Below are 16,247 nucleotides of genomic sequence, written 5' to 3' on the forward strand. Positions count from 1 at the left end.
ACCGCCAGTGCCTATTACAAATGCAACAACTCCTTTGCTGCTTTTAAACTTGCTTTGGTGATTGTTTTACCTGAAATCATGCGGGCGAGTTCTTCCTGTCTTTCAGCTAAATTTAAAGCTTTTACCATTACTTTCGTTTCTTTCTCTAGCTGTGTTTTCTCGATTTTTATATGCAAATCCGCTTTACCTGCTACTTGCGGCTGGTGCGTAATAACTATTACTTGAGTAACACTACTAAGTTTTTTTAATCGCTCACCTACTTTATCTGCAACCTCTCCGCCAATCCCGACATCTATTTCATCAAATATAATAGATGGTTTTACCATTTTATCAAACAAAGAAGTTTTTAAAGCTAACATGAATCTTGATAATTCACCGCCGGAAGCGATTTTATTAATTGCTGCAGCTGCCGTTCCCGGGTTAGTAGACGCTTTAAACACAATATCGTCATTACCGTCGGCTGTTGGTGCTTTAGCATTTATCTCAATCTCAAAAATTGCTTTCGCCATTTTAAGCTGCTTTAGCTCCTGATGCAACGATTCTTCTAGATGTTTTGCAACAATAAGACGCTTTACAGATAAATTACTCGCTAGTTCATAATATTTTTTCTGCAGTAGTATTTCTTGAGCTTTCAACTCATTACTATTTGTTATTTTGTTGTTTAATATACTGAGCTGCTCTAAAGATTTATCTAAAAATACACCTAACGCATCAGCAGGAACATTATATTTACGGCTAATAGCTTTTATTAAAAATAATCTTTCTTCTGTTTCTTCAAGATTATATTCCTCATAATTGAAACTATCTAACAGATTTGATAATTCTTGGCGTGCTTCTTCTAGATTATTATAGGCTTCCTCTAAACTTGTAATGATAGCTTCAAAACGCTCATTGTTGCCTTGCCTTGCTAATAATTTCTTTGCTCTATTAATCGATGTATTTATTTCAGGGTTATTAATCTGTTCTAGAATATCTTTTATTAGCTGTAAATCCTTATCTTTATTTTGCAAATCTTTTCGTAGATTTGCTAATTGTTCTTCTTCACCTGTTTGAATGTTCAGTGTAGTTAATTCTTCCGTTGCAAAGCGCAAATAATCAATTTCTTGTTCTATAGAATTTTGCTTAAGTGTTATTTCGGCTATTTCTTTCCGAGTATTTTGCCAAGCCTGATAGCATTTGGAAAGCTCCGCTCGAAAGTCCAAAAGATTTCCATAACTATCTAAAATATCACGCTGCGTATTTGCTTCTAGAAGAGAAATATTATTATTTTGTCCATGAAGCTCGAATAAATAAGTAGCTAATTGCTGCATAAGAGCTTTAGTAACCACTTGATTATTAATGAAAAAATTTTTTCGTCCTTCGGCTTTTTGCAGACACTTTACAAACAATAACTCTTCAGGTTCAATAAAATTTTGAACCAGAAAATTTTTTATTTCTTCATTTAAAGAGAATAGTATATTAACAACAGCGTAATCTTTTCCATGCTTTATTATATTATTTGAAGTTTTATAACCTAAGCAAAATAAAATAGCATCAAGTAAAATAGATTTACCAGCTCCCGTTTCACCGGTAATAACACATAAACCTTTATTAAACTCAATTTCCAGCTCATCTATCAGAATGAAGTTTTTAACTGAGAGACTGTAGAACATATACCGCTTAATTTTGGTGGTTCTGAACTAGCATGTACGCATAACTATACCATTGACTATCAGGATAGTTGTAACCTAGCACTGAGGCATATTTTTTTGCTTCATCCGGAAGTCCAAGCATCATATAACTCTCGGCTAAACGGTAAAGAGCTTCTACCGAGTGAGAAGTAGTTTGATAATTATCAATTACCTCTTCAAATCTATTTATAGCTGCCATCGGATTCTTTTTCTTTAAGTAAAAGCGACCTACCATCATCGCTTTACCTGCTAAATGATCGTTTACTAGATCAATTTTTAAAGATGAATCAATAGCATATTTAGTATTTGGGAATTTTGCTATTATGTCTTCAAAACTATCTTTAGCTAGGAAAGTTCTAGATTGATCATGATTTACGTCTGAAATTAACATATAATATGATAATGCTTTAAGGTAATATGCATAAGCAATGTCAACATTTGCAGGGTGCAACTTAATGAACATATCAAGCACATCAACCGCTTCTTCATATTGAGCGGCGAGAAATAAAGAATAAGCCTGCATCAATTCGGCTTGCGGCGTCATTTCATTACCTGGATGCTGGTACAATACTCTTCCGAATTCTTCTGCAGCGTTCTTATATTTTTTCTTTGCCAATAAGGTAATACCTTCATTATAAAGGGTAGCGATAGGGACTACTATGTCATTACTGTTTTTTTTGTTTTTGCACCCGCCTAAAACTAACCCTATAACTAAAAGGGTACTCAATAATTTTGTTAATTTCATAAGAACTTAAATTCAGTTAATAACTAAATATACATATAGGCTTACAGAATTTCAAGGATTCAATTTAAAATCTCACAAACTTATAGATTAGACCTATTCAGAAACTCGTTTATAGGGAGGAATTTAAGGGAAACACAGCATGCAGAATCGCAGCGTACACTTGTACGTAAGGATTCGAATACCGGATCGACGTACAAATTACCCCTAGAAGAATAGGTCTATATTCTTGGACTTATTTCTCTACCCAATGTCCTTTATCATTTTTAGGGTATTTTTTTTCTACGGCCGACCATGCTACTTTATGTGCAACTGTCTCTCTAGAGTCATTTCCACGTCTTTTATCGGCATCCTTATATGGTTCAAATGCCATGAGTAAAAGCTTCGCGATAAATATCCTTAGCATGGCTCGGAAGATGATTTTTAACTGAATCAGGTAAATCGTTATTATTCTTATAAGGCATAAAAACCTCCGGTAATATTATGCAAATAATATTTTATAATATTGGAGGTTTCATTGCTATAGGAAAGGTAAATAAAATTTACGACCACAGACTTTTCATTTTATTAAAAAAGCTGCCGTCATTTTCTTTTTCATGTATGGATTCTTTTTTGAATTCTTCTAGTAATTCACGTTGTCTTTTAGATAAATTTTTAGGTACTTCGACATGAATATGCGTAAGCATATCACCCCTAATAGTTGATCTCATTTTAGACATACCTTTGCTGCGTAGCCTTAATTGATCACCGTTTTGTGTGCCTGCAGGAATTGTTAAGTTTACTTTTCCACCTTCAATTACCGGTACTTCTATCTCTCCTCCAAGAGCAGCATTCACAAAACTAATAGGTAGTTTACAATGTAGATTTGCTCCGTCTACTTTATAAATATCATGTGGTTTTATTGTTATATCAACGTATAAATCACCGCTATTACCGCCTCTAATACCTGCTTCCCCTTCTCCGGTATGTCTTATTCTAGTACCGTTTTCAACACCGGCAGGAATGTTTACCGATAAATTTCGTTGTTTATGGTAACGTCCCATGCCATGACATTTCTTGCAAGGATTTTTTATAATGTGTCCGTTACCTTGGCATTTATGACAAGCTTGTTCGATCGTAAAGAATCCTTGCTGCATTCTAGTCGCTCCAATACCGCTGCAAGCATCGCAAGTAGTTACGGTTTCACCTTTTTCAGAACCGCTACCATGACAAGTATCGCATTTTACTGCGCTAGAAAAGCTAATATTTTTTTCTATACCGTGAAATGCTTCCTCTAGGTTAATTTTCAGATTATATTTTAAATCTGAGCCTCTAACTTTAGCTGAAGTTGGGCGTGATGATCTTCTGCTGCCTCCCATAAAGTCGCTAAAGAAGTCACCGAATATGTCGTTAATGTCAGGGTGAAAACCGCCATGATTTCCTCCTCCCCCTCGTGATTGTTGATTTTGAAAAGCATCGTGTCCCAAACGGTCATAAGCAGCTCTTTTTTGCTCATCTTTTAGAACATCATAAGCGGCATTGATTTCTTTAAATTTCTTTTCAGCATCTTTAGCATCAGTAGTATCAGGGTGATATTGCTTGGCTAGCTTGAGGTAGGCTTTTTTAAGGTCAGCTTGGCTAGCTGTTTTACTAACCCCTAGTATTTGGTAATAATTTTGTGACATAAGTTAATTTATAAAATGAGATTGTAACGTCATTACGAGGAAAATTACATAGTAATTTGACAAAGCAATCTCAGGATATTTAACGAGATTGCCACATCGCTTCGCTCCTTGCAATGACGAAATTACTTCTACTTCTTCTCTACATCTTGAAAGTCGGCATCTACTATTTTTTCATCATTAGTGGCACTTTCTGCAGCAGGTTGGCTCTCGCTTTGTGCTTTATACATCGCTTCACCGATTTTCATGCTAGCTGCAGTTAAACTTTCGGTCTTTTCTTTAATCAAAGCAGTATCTTCCGATTTAAGCACGGCTTTTAAAGCGGCTAGTGCTTCTTCAACAGCTCCTTTATCGTCTGATGATAATTTATCGCCATATTCTGTAAGAGTTTTTTCAGTAGAATAAACTAAACTATCGGCAGCATTTTTTGCTTCAATAAGTTCCTTACGCTTTTTGTCTTCATCAGCATTTTGTTCGGCATCTTTAACCATTTGTTCAATTTCCGCATCGCTAAGACCACCGGAAGCTTGAATAGTGACTTTCTGCTCTTTACCGCTTGCTTTATCTTTAGCTGAAACATGCACTATTCCGTTAGCATCAATGTCAAACGTTACTTCTATTTGTGGCAAACCTCTTGGTGCAAGAGGTATACCTTCGAGATTAAACTGACCAAGTAATTTATTATCTTTTGCCATTTCACGTTCACCTTGGAATACTCTAATAGTTACGGCATGCTGGTTATCATCAGCAGTTGAGAATATCTGACTTTTCTTAGTAGGTATAGTAGTATTACGATCAATTAATCTTGTAAATACGCCGCCAAGAGTTTCAATGCCAAGGGATAGAGGTGTAACGTCTAATAATAATATATCCGTTACTTCTTTATTAAGTACTCCGCCTTGAATAGCAGCACCGAGAGCTACAACCTCATCGGGATTTACGCCTTTATGCGGCTCACGTCCGAAGAATTTTTTTACGGCTTCTTGTACTTTTGGCATTCTAGTCATACCGCCTACTAATATTACTTCTTGAATATCAGAAGCTTTAAAACCTGCATCCTGTAGTGCTTTACGGCAAGGCTCAATTGTTTTTTCAACTAAATCATCTACTAATTTTTCTAGTTCAGCTCTAGTAAATTTAATATTTAAGTGTTTTGGACCGTTACTATCAGCCGTAATATAAGGTAAATTAATATCGGTAGTTACTGCAGAAGATAGCTCTTTCTTAGCTTTTTCCGCAGCTTCTTTCAAACGTTGAAGTGCTAAAGGATCTTTACTTAAATCTATACCGTTTTCTTTTTTGAATACATCTATTAAATGGTTTAATATTCTTGTATCGAAATCTTCGCCGCCAAGGAATGTATCGCCGTTTGTTGATTTCACTTCAAAAACACCGTCAGCGATCTCAAGAATTGAAACATCGAATGTTCCGCCGCCAAGATCGTATACTGCAATAGTTTTACTTGCCGATTTCTCGAAACCGTAAGCAAGAGCTGCAGCAGTCGGCTCGTTGATTATTCTAAGGACCTCAAGACCTGCTATTTTACCGGCGTCTTTCGTTGCTTGACGCTGTGCATCATTAAAATAAGCAGGTACGGTAATTACTGCTTGTATCACTTTGTCTCCTAAATAATTCTCAGCAGTTTCTTTCATTTTTTGTAAAATGAATGCACTAATTTGACTTGGTGAATATTTATTATTATCCGCTTCGACCCATGCATCCCCGTTATCGGCTTTAACTATATTATACGGTACAATACCTTGGTCTTTCCTAACCATAGGATCGATAAAATTTCTACCGATTAATCGCTTTACCGCATATATAGTATTGCGAGGGTTAGTTACTGCTTGCCTCTTAGCAGATTGCCCGACTAATTTTTCGCCGTTTGCAAAAGCTATTATTGACGGCGTAGTTCTTTCACCTTCTGCATTTTCTATTACCTTTGGTTCTTTACCTTCCATGACCGCAACACAAGAGTTGGTAGTCCCAAGGTCGATACCTATTACTTTTCCCATAAGATTCCTCGTTTTCTTTTTTTTATTTTATTATGACTTTTGATTTGATATAGTGCGGCTTAAATGATTTTACAAGAGATAACAATGAAAAAACTACCGATTTTACTAAAACTTTTATTTATTATTAATTTAGTTTTCCTAAATAATATTATAGTTTTAGCATCTAGCGAAACAAGCACTAGTATATTTGAAAAAGCAAAGAAAGCAATCGTAACGATCGATACTAGAATTGCCGTATCGGCATATGACGATACAAGTAGTTGGACTGGAACGGGATTTATCAACAATAAGAACAACGGTTATATAATTACTAATACTCATGTTGTCGGCGGTGCGTCTATCGGAACTTATTTTGTTACTTTTTATAACGGTGAGCAGGCAGAAGCAAAACTTATCTATTACGATATTTGGCAAGATTATGCCGTTTTAAAAGTAGAGAGTAAAGATATACCGGCATCAGCAACGCAAATATCTTTTGCAAGCGAATTGCCAAAATTAAATCAAAAGGTTTTTGTAGTCGGTAACACAGAAGCAAAAGGTTTTTCTTTCCATACCGGTTATTTGTCTGATCTTTATAATATTGAAGGTTTAATGCCGCAATGTACTTATGTTATTAATTTAAATACTACAGGAGGTGCTAGCGGTTCACCGGTATTAAATGATAAGATTGAGGCTATAGGCGTATTATATGGTGGCGGTAAAACTCATTCTCTAGCACTGCACGGTGATTATGTAGCTCGCACTTTAGAAAGTTTAAAGAATAATAAACAACCAGGCAGAAAACATATAGGAATAATAAGCGAGTTATATTCTTTAAATAAAGCAGTGAGACATCACAATTTCCCTAAAGAAGAAATGGATAAATATATAAAGAAATTTCCTGATAGTAGAAATAGAGTGATAAGTATTAAGGCAGTTCTAGCCGGATCACCTGCCGCAAAATCTTTAAAAGCCGGTGATATTATTTGGGCAGTTAATGATAAGGAACTCGGCGGCAATCTAGCATTATTTGATAGAGAAATGGATAATTTCAAAGGAATAGCTATTAAACTTACTATATTTCGTGACGGAAAAAAGCTAGAACAAGTAGTAGATTTATATGATGTGAACAATAATAAAATCGCTAAAATGATAAATTTCGGCGGTGCAGTATTTTTTGAAGCCGATGATTATTTTAGTAATAAATCAGGTATTCCTCTTAAAGCTCTAAGTATAGCTTCCGTTCAATCCGGTAGTAGCTTTAGCTCTATACCAACGTTTTTTACTAAAGATTATAAAAATGTTTATAGATTGCAAATTTTTGAGATGAAAGCTTTAGCTTTAAGTAATCTTGATGATTTGGTGAAATTCTTGCCTGCTATTACTAAAGAGAAGTTTATAACGGTTAGATTTAGAAATTATCAACCTTATTATGCTAATTTCGGTTATAATGAACTTATCTCGTCGCATGATGATATGATTGCTGATGTAACTCTAGATTCTATAGATACTAAGCCTTATATATTAAAGTATAATACTATTTCTCATGATTGGGATATGGAAAATATAAAACTTCAGTAACTAATGATATTGTGATAAATTAACAATTCTTAATCGATAAAGTAATATATAATTCAACTTGGTTTGTTGCGTTATTATTCTTAAATTTATAATCTTATATTTTAGGAGAATTGCAAATTAGCTCAGAGTAGTTCGCCAACTAGGTCATTTTTGAGTGGATTGATAAATATTCTTTATGTTATTCCTGCAAAAGCGAGACAGCATTGTTGCGTGGATACATACTAAAACCGTCATTGCGAGCAGCCGTAGGCTGCGTGACAATCTCATGAAATAATAACAAACTCTCCTGAGATTTTGCTTCGTCAATTGCTATGCAATTTCCTCGCAATGACAGAAAAAGCGCCCCTTACTCACCACCTAAGAAACATAGCTAATTAACAATTTCTCCTAAAATAATTAATAAATTTAGGAAAATTAATGACTAAAGAACAAATACCTACAGTAGATAAAACAAAAAACATCTTTTTTTAAGTTTTTTACAAAAAATACTAATAACTCTAATACTCAGAATTCACTAACATCACCACGTTCAGATGATGATATAGAGAGGAATGTTTCTAAAAAAGAAGCTTCTTAAGAAAATTCAAAGCATTAATAGACAAGAATGATGAAGCTGCTGCACTATACTTCTATTTGATAAAAATAATAAGTATATCTTACATGATGCGGTTGAGGATAAAACATTAGTTGAAAAAATATTAGAATTAGCTAAATACGTAACAAAGATAACCTATAACGATTCAACAGTATTACATTCAGCAGTTACAGGAATTGCTAACAAAGAGATTATCAAAACTTAAAAAATCCTTATTTAGTAATGATCAAAGATGCTTCAGGTCTTACTCCATCATATTATAATACTAGTAAAGAAATATTAGAAATATTGCAAAATTGTGAACGAGATATTATAGACCTGCTTAATATAGAACCATGGTATGGTTGGGCAGAAGATAAAATATTTTAGAGATGATATGTCTATAATCGGAAAAAATAAGCATACAATAATGGAGCTTGTATAAAAATTTTGTAAATTATCGGACAAGCATCTTCCTTATAAATTTAACATAGAGTATTAGATTTGCAAGGAAGATATAGAGAGTTCTTTAATAAAAAACGGTAAGTATATAAAACTTACCGATTAAATTTAAAGCTTAAAAGATTATAATTCGGTTATAGGGATATAATTGATATTTCCATCTTCTCCTATCAATGGGTAATACTCTGTTTGAGGGTTATAAGCATCATAACTAATTGATGTTTGTAATGATAGTTTTTGTGCTAATAGTATCAATTTTTCTTCATGTAACTCAAAAGATTTTTTTAAATCCTCTTTTGTAATCTTTACAGTGTTAGCTTCATCTGTATTTACTTTGAGCGTTTCAATATTTTCTGTTAAGTTATATTTTGTTAAAGTTACTTTTTCTAGTAGGAGAAAATATGCGCTTATTTTTACCAATGCTGTGTGCATGTGTATTGGAATACTTAGAACAAGTTTAGGTAATAACATCTAATGCCTTAAAAATTTTGAAGTGACAGCATACAAGCCTCACTTATTAATGTCAACATAAATTAACATATTATTATAAATATTAATAAATGCTCATTATTATAATTTTCTTTCACAAAATCGAAATAAACTGTTATTAATATAAAAACACCAATCTTAATCTAATATATGCGTTCTTTATTTGTAATAATTATATTCTTTCTAATGAGCAGTTGTAATTTAAAACCGGTATATAGTGAAAAATACAGTAGAAATAATGATTTAGAAGCTATTGAAGTTGAACCAATTCGAACAATTGAAGGGGCTGAGTTTTATCATCGTTTAACTAGTATTTTACCTCAGAAAGCACAAGCAAAATACCTGCTTAAAGTAAAGCTTATCGCAACAACTATGCCTGCTACTATTGAAAAAAACTCCAATGTTTTAAGGGAATATATTAATCAATTAGTTAGATATAAATTAATTGATATAGAAAGCCAAAAGGTTTTAATTGAAGAGAAGTTTTACCAAAACACGTCATATAATGCTATTTTTACACCATATGCGACAAATGTTGAAAGAGATAAAACAGGAATAGACTTGGCATATCAAGCAGCAGAAGAAATGCGTAGCAGATTAATTTTATATTTTACACGGAAATAGTTAAGTTATGAAATTTTATTTTTCACAAATAGGTAGATTATTTGAACTAATAACATCCGGAAAGATTAGAGCTCTTTTACTATATGGTCCTGATAAAGGTTATATAGAAAAAATTTGTAAGCATTTAGTACAAAGCTTAAATATGCTACAAACTTCTATAGAATACGCAGATCTTAATATTTCATCTTTAGAAATATTACTTAATTCGTCTAATTTTTTTGGTCAAAAAGAATTAATTAAAATTAGATCGGTTGGGAATTCAATCGATCAGAATTTAAAAACAATGCTCAACAGTGATTATATAAATTTTCCTGTATTTATAGGTGAAGAAATAACTTCTAGTGGGAGCATTAGAAAGTTTTTTGAAACGGAAGAATATTTAGCAGCAGTTGCTTGTTATCATGATGATGAAGCAAAAATTGAACGAATTATTTTAGGTAAAGTAGAAAAAACTAATAAAGTTATAAGTAAAGAAGCTATCATTTATTTAAAAGCTCATTTAAAAGGTGATCATGATTTAATTTGTAGCGAAATAAATAAATTAATATATTTTGTTCACGACGCACACGAAATTACTTTAAACGACGTTCTAGAAGTTATAAGTAGCGAAATTACGGCAAACGGCAGTGATTTAGCAATGTATTTTTCAAAAAAAGATTATAGTAATTTTCTGCAAGAACTTGATATATTAAAAAAACAAAATATCAATGAAGTTTTAATTATTAGAGCATTAATAAGGCATTATTTAAGTTTATATATAGTTTTGTCGAAAGTAAAAAACGGTGAGCGTTTGGAACTCGCAATAAAATCATTATCACCACCGATTTTCTATCAGTATATTAATGATTTTACGAAGATAGCAAACGGTCTTAGCCTTACTGAATGTCTAAAGACTTTAAAAGTGCTACAACAGGCAGAAGTGGATTATAAGTTAAATCCTGCTAGTTTCGATTTATTCCAAAGTATACTCCAAAGTAAATGAACAGTAGACGAAGTTTAATTTGGAAAAGAGCAAGGAGACTATAAGGCGAGGAGCGGAGCGTATACTTAATACGTGAGCACCCTTAATACGTGAGCACCGTAGCTCTTATAAGATGACGTAGCCAATTTTTCAAATTAAACGAGTATACATTATGCCTAGACCTGATTTTTCTGACCCTGACAAACAAATTCACGAGATAATTAGAGTTAATCATGCCGGAGAATATGGTGCAAAAAGAATTTATCAAGGACAGCTAAAATATATTAAATCTCAAAATGATCGTATATTGATTAAAGAAATGCTTGACCACGAAGAAGTGCATTTAAATTATTTTGAAAAAAAATTACTGGAAAAAGAAGTGAGACCCACGTTTTTATTATTTTTTTGGCATCATTACGGATTTTTACTTGGTGCTTTATCTTCCTTGATGGGAATAAAAACGGCGATGCTTATTACCGAGAGTGTAGAAGAAATAATAGAAAAACATTATGAACAGCAAATAAATTATTTAGAAAATAAAAATGTTGAGTCAGAATTATTAAATAATATTATTAAATTTCGACTTGATGAAATTGAACATAAAAATATTGCTATAATGAATGATAGTACTGAGGCAATATTTGCAGAAATAACTAGTAAAATAGTGAAGATAATTTGTCGTATTTCTATAATTTTAAGTAAGAAAATTTAGAGTTAACAACTTAATTAGTTAAAAAATCTAGAAATATTTTACTTCTAAGATATTAAGAAGATAATAAAAAAACATTAGTAATATTATTAGAAATGGTGATGCAAAGAAAAACTTTTTTTAAAGTTGTTCTTTATTTTTTGCATTTGTATTTTTTAGAATTAATAAATAAAGGGGCCAGGGGTTAAGATCCGTTGCTATAAGACAACAACCTCCATTATACTTCATGATTGTACTCACTTGTAATAATAGACTCCTGGCATAACTTAATATTAAGTTTTGACAGATTGGTCTTGCAACAATGGAGTTTAAACATTATTAGCGGTCTATATATTAGTTGAATAATATAAAGAGTCAAGAGATTTTAGTTGTCATTGATAATAAATAATGTAATTCTGAGTTGGGGGGTATATTTTCTATATAATCTCCTTCTAGCATTTGCTTTTACATCAATAATAATTTATATTTATTTTCACTCATGCGAATAGCAGATTACTTTTGTAGTGTGTTATTGGTGATAATTAGGAAATATAAAATAACAATATGTAACAATATGAGTCAAAAGATAATTTTAAATAATTCATATTCTATTACTAAATCGCACTTATTCCATATAGTAGACCCAAGCCCTTGGCCCGTCCTAACATCTTTTGCTTTACTTCTTTTGGTTATAGGCGGCGTCTCGTTCATGCATGGATACAAATTTAATATATATATTTTATCTGCAGGGATTATTTCAGTAGGTTACTGTTTATATTCTTGGTGGAGAGATATAGTGAAAGAAGGAATAGTCGAACATCAGCATACTAGTCCTGTTAGAAAAGGTTTGCAAATAGGTATGGCGTTATTTATCTTAACGGAAATAGTATTTTTTGGTGTATTTTTTGCTTCTTTTTTTAAATCAAGTCTATCACCCGTAGGTCTTTTAGATGGTGTATGGGTTGTAAAGCAGGGCATTTGGCCTCCACCTACAATTAAAACTTTTGAGCCGTTTGATATTCCTTTTATCAATACTTTAATACTACTCTTATCAGGTACGACCGTTACTTGGGCTCACTACGCCTTAGAAGAAAAAAATCAAAAAGATTGTGTAACTGCACTTGCTCTTACCATATTGCTTGGAATATTTTTTACAACTATGCAGGCATATGAATATTACCATGCGGCGTTTAAATTTACAGATGGTATATATGCTTCTAATTTTTATTTAGCCACGGGTCTTCATGGAGCTCATGTAATTATAGGTACCATATTTCTAATAATTTGCTACTTTAGAGCAAAAAGAGGAGATTTTACTACAGAAGGTAATGGACATTTAGGGTTTGAATGTGCTGCATGGTACTGGCATTTTGTAGATGTGGTTTGGTTATTTTTATTTACGTTTGTTTATATATTTGGAAGTTAAATTATACTATTATGTGATTATAATGTTACTTAAAATAAGTGTTTTTAAAATATTTTTGCATATTTTTTGCATATTAATTAAAATTGCATATATTTAGGAGTTGATTTATATATAAATAAATTATACATTATTTTTTAAATGCTAATTATTTTATTGAGGTAAAACATATGAACTTTCCTATTCGTAAATTAAACGAAGAATTAATCGATTATAAGCTATCATTACGCATATTATTTACTATTCTAAGCGTGGCTATTATTATGGTAGCTTTTGATAGCTTAGGTAGTAATGTCGGCGATCCTGTAGGTGAGGCATTATGTAAGTTAATTAAAGTATTCAGAGGCAATACTGCAAAAGGTATAGCTATTGTCGGTATAATTGTTCTGGGAATTCAAACATTAAGAGGAAAATTGCAGTGGGAAGTAGCTTTAGTGGTAGTTACTGCAATCATTATATTATTTAAAGCTCCAGATATTGTTAATATGGTATCAAGTGATTCTAATAGCTCAAGTTGTGGTGTTTCCTAATACACAAAAAAATTATTATATCTTTAGTAATACCCATAAGCTTCGGCTTATGGGTATTTTTATTTTTAAGTGATGTTGTTACATAGCCCCCTATGTCATTCCTGCAAAGGTAGGGACAAGACAACCTTAATATAGGTTACATATTTAATAAAAATAAACATATAAAAACAAGTTTTTATATGTTTTACTGGATTCCGCCTACGTGGGAATGACATCAATTGCCTTTATACTCAGGTCAACAGCAACATTCGTACAATACTCAATAGTGTTTTAATTGTTTTGATGGATCACGTGGTTAAACCACGGGATGACAGTAGATTTTGTCGGTCTATGCAACAACATCCTCACTTAAATAAAAGTCCTAATCTATTACCTATAACAATATCAATATATTTTGCTGTAATAGGGATCCCTTCAATATTCATTTCTAGATATATTGCTTGTTTTGCAGGGATTTTTGTTTGTAGTTTTGTAATTGACACATATTCATCTAAAGCTTGATTATTAGTATCCATTACTCTTACTTTGATTATAGGGTCGGAAATTAAATAATCAGACTCATTAGATAATTTATAAAATATCTTCATACCGCCTATATGACGAGATTTGCCTAAATTAATTTCTTCTATCTTTAATTGATCATATTGATCTAAGAATTTAAAGCTATCTATTAGTAATATCACTAAACAAAAAATTATAAAGCTAGTCCATAATATTGGAAATATATTATATTTTTTCTTAGGAGGAATATACGGTAAAATAACCGGCACATTAGCATTGTAATGATTTTTAATAGGAGTTTTAATAGTTCCCGTGTTGACTTTATCTTTAAAGTCATTTAATGTACTAGTATTATAGTCTAATTTCTGATACCACAAATAGCTACATTTGGAACATTTTACTCGTCGTCCGTTAATACCTATTTGATTGCTTGTAACAATAAATCTTGTTTGGCACTTTGGGCAAGTAATATGCATAGTTAATTATAATTATTATGTTTGACTTCAGGATAATCTCATTTATTATTTTTGGCAATAAAACAGTTAAAAGATATGTCCTCTCTTATTAAAGAAATTGAAGAAGCTTGGCAAATTAAGGACAAACTTCTTCAAGATTCTTCAAAGCTTATAACATTAACGCAAACTCTTAATGATAGTATAGCAAGCCTAAATCAAGGTACGATTCGTGTGTGTGAAAAGCAAGAAAATAGTTGGCACGTTAATGAATGGGTAAAGAAAGCTATATTGCTATATTTGATCACTGCGGAATCACAACTTTATAATAACAATTATAATAGTTGGTATGACAAAGTTGCTCCTAAATTTTCTGCAGATACTGATAAAAATACATTCAAAGAAGCAGCTATACGCAAAGTGCCCGGAGCTGTTGTTAGAACCGGTACTTATATAGCTAAAAATGTTGTAATTATGCCTTCTTTCATTAATATAGGTGCTTATATAGATGAGGGAACAATGATTGATACATGGGCTACTATCGGCTCATGTGCTCAAATCGGCAAGCATTGTCATATTTCAGGCGGCACGGGAATAGGTGGGGTGCTTGAGCCGTTGCAAGCAAAGCCTGTTATCATTGAAGATAATTGTTTTATCGGTGCAAGATCGGAAATAGCAGAAGGTGTAATAGTAGAGGAAGGAGCAGTAATTAGTATGGGGGTGTTTATCGGTAGCTCTACAAAAATAGTATATAGAGATACAGGTGAAATTATTTACGGCAGAATTCCGGCTTATTCCGTTGTAGTTCCAGGAGTATTACCTGCTAAGGAAGCCGGTAAGCCTGGACTTTATTGCGTAGTTATCGTAAAACAAGTCGATAAAACTACTAGAGCTAAAGTAAGCCTAAATGATTTACTGAGATAGATAGATCAAGGTGAGCGTTCATGGGTTTTTCACTGTCACCCCGTAGCCTGACCACGGGGTCCAGGAAAAATAACTTCAATATTGTTACCTACACTACATGTTTAACAAAATAAACATATAAAAATAAATTTTTATATGTTTTACTGGATTCCATGCATAAATCACGGGATGACAGAGAGGAATAATAAGCCGCTTAATACCAGTGAAAGGTCACAGATCAATAATATCGCCGATTATACCATTAAGATATCCCTCTCTTTGTTGTTGTTCTGAAATATCTGTTTGTTGAATTATGTTATTATTTGGGTTTCCTAAGAATATTGTATGCCATAAGCATTGCATCTCGTTGTTTTTGAGGATCACGTACAACACCAGCTGCTTTAAAATATGATTCTGCAGCATCTGTTTCCTGTTGTTTTGAAAGCAAAGTTCGTTTCCTTGGGTCATATATAAATCATATTTTATAGGCTTTTCAGCCTTATTTATAAGACTGTCATAACATTTTAATATAGAGTCTAATTTATTATTCTTTCTATAAAATATGATAGCTGAGTCTTCACGTCCTAAGTTAAATAGCATATCGTCGATTTTATTGTACATTTCTTTAAGTTCTTCATTACATGTTAGAGCTTCATTATAATCTTCTGCTTCGCTCAATATATCGCCTATTTTAGAGTAGCAGCTAGCTATAGTTTGAGTCACTTCTGCTTTGTCTGAGTACTTATTTACACTCTATGGCTTCTTTATAATATTGTACTGGTTGATCGTGTTTAGGTTCTATATTTTAAGATAGATAGTGATTTTGTATGAATCATATTTCAATTAAGGAACTATAGCAATCATTGGGTTGAGACCAGATAACATTTCTTCAAATAATGATAATTCTTTAATTTGTAGGTTTAATACATATCGGTAAGCTTGAATAACCGGTTTATTGTCTGTGAATTTCTCAATAGAGTCTAAAATTTGCA

At 32.3% G+C, this 16,247-nt stretch carries 16 protein-coding genes and 1 pseudogene; 8 read left to right on the forward strand and 9 right to left on the reverse strand.

The window, feature by feature from the left end; translation table 11 throughout:
* Window positions 1-14 precede the first annotated feature (14 nt).
* From recN to dnaK, 6 genes are all read right to left on the reverse strand, one after another.
* The gene (gene recN, locus ABVF33_RS05725; protein WP_499706608.1) at window positions 15-1,652 is read right to left on the reverse strand and encodes a DNA repair protein RecN; all 1,638 of its coding nucleotides are present in this window, start codon (window positions 1,650-1,652) and stop codon (window positions 15-17) included.
* 7 nt (window positions 1,653-1,659) lie between these two features.
* Window positions 1,660-2,415 (reverse strand): outer membrane protein assembly factor BamD, encoded by a 756-nt coding sequence (locus tag ABVF33_RS05730; RefSeq protein WP_499706609.1) that lies wholly within the window; start codon window positions 2,413-2,415, stop codon window positions 1,660-1,662.
* A 232-nt stretch (window positions 2,416-2,647) separates the two neighbouring features.
* On the reverse strand, window positions 2,648-2,785 hold the full coding sequence (locus ABVF33_RS05735) for a ChaB family protein (RefSeq protein WP_499706610.1): 138 nt from the start codon (window positions 2,783-2,785) through the stop codon (window positions 2,648-2,650).
* On the reverse strand, window positions 2,775-2,876 hold the full coding sequence (locus tag ABVF33_RS05740) for a ChaB family protein (RefSeq protein WP_499706611.1): 102 nt from the start codon (window positions 2,874-2,876) through the stop codon (window positions 2,775-2,777). The genes ABVF33_RS05735 and ABVF33_RS05740 overlap by 11 nt, the downstream gene beginning before the upstream one ends.
* Before the next feature lie 78 nt (window positions 2,877-2,954).
* Window positions 2,955-4,076, reverse strand: coding sequence for a molecular chaperone DnaJ (gene dnaJ / locus ABVF33_RS05745; RefSeq protein WP_499706612.1), 1,122 nt, complete (start codon window positions 4,074-4,076; stop codon window positions 2,955-2,957).
* Window positions 4,077-4,204: 128 nt separating this feature from the next.
* Window positions 4,205-6,088 (reverse strand): molecular chaperone DnaK, encoded by a 1,884-nt coding sequence (dnaK, locus tag ABVF33_RS05750; protein ID WP_499706613.1) that lies wholly within the window; start codon window positions 6,086-6,088, stop codon window positions 4,205-4,207.
* A 63-nt stretch (window positions 6,089-6,151) separates the two neighbouring features.
* Here dnaK and ABVF33_RS05755 point away from each other — a divergent pair, with 63 nt between their 5' ends.
* Together ABVF33_RS05755 and ABVF33_RS05760 are read left to right on the forward strand one after the other, a co-directional pair.
* Entirely contained in the window at window positions 6,152-7,648 is a 1,497-nt protein-coding gene (locus ABVF33_RS05755) for a S1C family serine protease (RefSeq protein WP_499706614.1), read from the forward strand.
* 725 nt (window positions 7,649-8,373) lie between these two features.
* Window positions 8,374-8,667, forward strand: a pseudogene (locus ABVF33_RS05760) (hypothetical protein).
* Between the two features lie 140 nt (window positions 8,668-8,807).
* Here the strand turns inward: ABVF33_RS05760 and ABVF33_RS05765 are convergent.
* Entirely contained in the window at window positions 8,808-9,155 is a 348-nt protein-coding gene (locus ABVF33_RS05765; RefSeq protein ID WP_499706615.1) for a hypothetical protein, read from the reverse strand.
* Window positions 9,156-9,323: 168 nt separating this feature from the next.
* On the opposite strand from ABVF33_RS05765, the gene ABVF33_RS05770 reads away from it, so the two are divergent.
* The 5 genes from ABVF33_RS05770 (at window position 9,324) to ABVF33_RS05790 (ending at window position 13,399) form a co-directional block, all read left to right on the forward strand.
* Window positions 9,324-9,797 (forward strand): hypothetical protein, encoded by a 474-nt coding sequence (locus ABVF33_RS05770; RefSeq protein ID WP_499706616.1) that lies wholly within the window; start codon window positions 9,324-9,326, stop codon window positions 9,795-9,797.
* 7 nt (window positions 9,798-9,804) lie between these two features.
* Window positions 9,805-10,779: a DNA polymerase III subunit delta gene (gene holA / locus ABVF33_RS05775; RefSeq protein ID WP_499706617.1), complete on the forward strand. Its 975-nt coding sequence runs from the start codon at window positions 9,805-9,807 to the stop codon at window positions 10,777-10,779.
* A gap of 151 nt (window positions 10,780-10,930) precedes the next feature.
* Window positions 10,931-11,470: a demethoxyubiquinone hydroxylase family protein gene (locus ABVF33_RS05780; protein WP_499706618.1), complete on the forward strand. Its 540-nt coding sequence runs from the start codon at window positions 10,931-10,933 to the stop codon at window positions 11,468-11,470.
* A gap of 550 nt (window positions 11,471-12,020) precedes the next feature.
* Window positions 12,021-12,872, forward strand: a complete 852-nt coding sequence (locus ABVF33_RS05785; RefSeq protein WP_499706619.1) for a cytochrome c oxidase subunit 3 — start codon at window positions 12,021-12,023, stop codon at window positions 12,870-12,872.
* A gap of 167 nt (window positions 12,873-13,039) precedes the next feature.
* Entirely contained in the window at window positions 13,040-13,399 is a 360-nt protein-coding gene (locus ABVF33_RS05790) for a TrbC/VirB2 family type IV secretion system protein (protein ID WP_499706620.1), read from the forward strand.
* 344 nt (window positions 13,400-13,743) lie between these two features.
* On the opposite strand, the gene ABVF33_RS05795 is transcribed toward ABVF33_RS05790, so the two are convergent.
* The gene (locus ABVF33_RS05795) at window positions 13,744-14,376 is read right to left on the reverse strand and encodes an MJ0042-type zinc finger domain-containing protein (RefSeq protein ID WP_499706621.1); all 633 of its coding nucleotides are present in this window, start codon (window positions 14,374-14,376) and stop codon (window positions 13,744-13,746) included.
* A gap of 75 nt (window positions 14,377-14,451) precedes the next feature.
* On the opposite strand from ABVF33_RS05795, the gene dapD reads away from it, so the two are divergent.
* On the forward strand, window positions 14,452-15,276 hold the full coding sequence (dapD, locus tag ABVF33_RS05800) for a 2,3,4,5-tetrahydropyridine-2,6-dicarboxylate N-succinyltransferase (RefSeq protein ID WP_499706622.1): 825 nt from the start codon (window positions 14,452-14,454) through the stop codon (window positions 15,274-15,276).
* Window positions 15,277-15,486: 210 nt separating this feature from the next.
* Here the strand turns inward: dapD and ABVF33_RS05805 are convergent, their stop codons facing one another.
* Window positions 15,487-15,978: a hypothetical protein gene (locus ABVF33_RS05805; RefSeq protein ID WP_499706623.1), complete on the reverse strand. Its 492-nt coding sequence runs from the start codon at window positions 15,976-15,978 to the stop codon at window positions 15,487-15,489.
* Between the last annotated feature and the right edge of the window lie 269 nt (window positions 15,979-16,247).

This window comes from Candidatus Rickettsia barbarica (assembly GCF_041477405.1).
GTDB lineage: Bacteria > Pseudomonadota > Alphaproteobacteria > Rickettsiales > Rickettsiaceae > Rickettsia > Rickettsia rickettsii.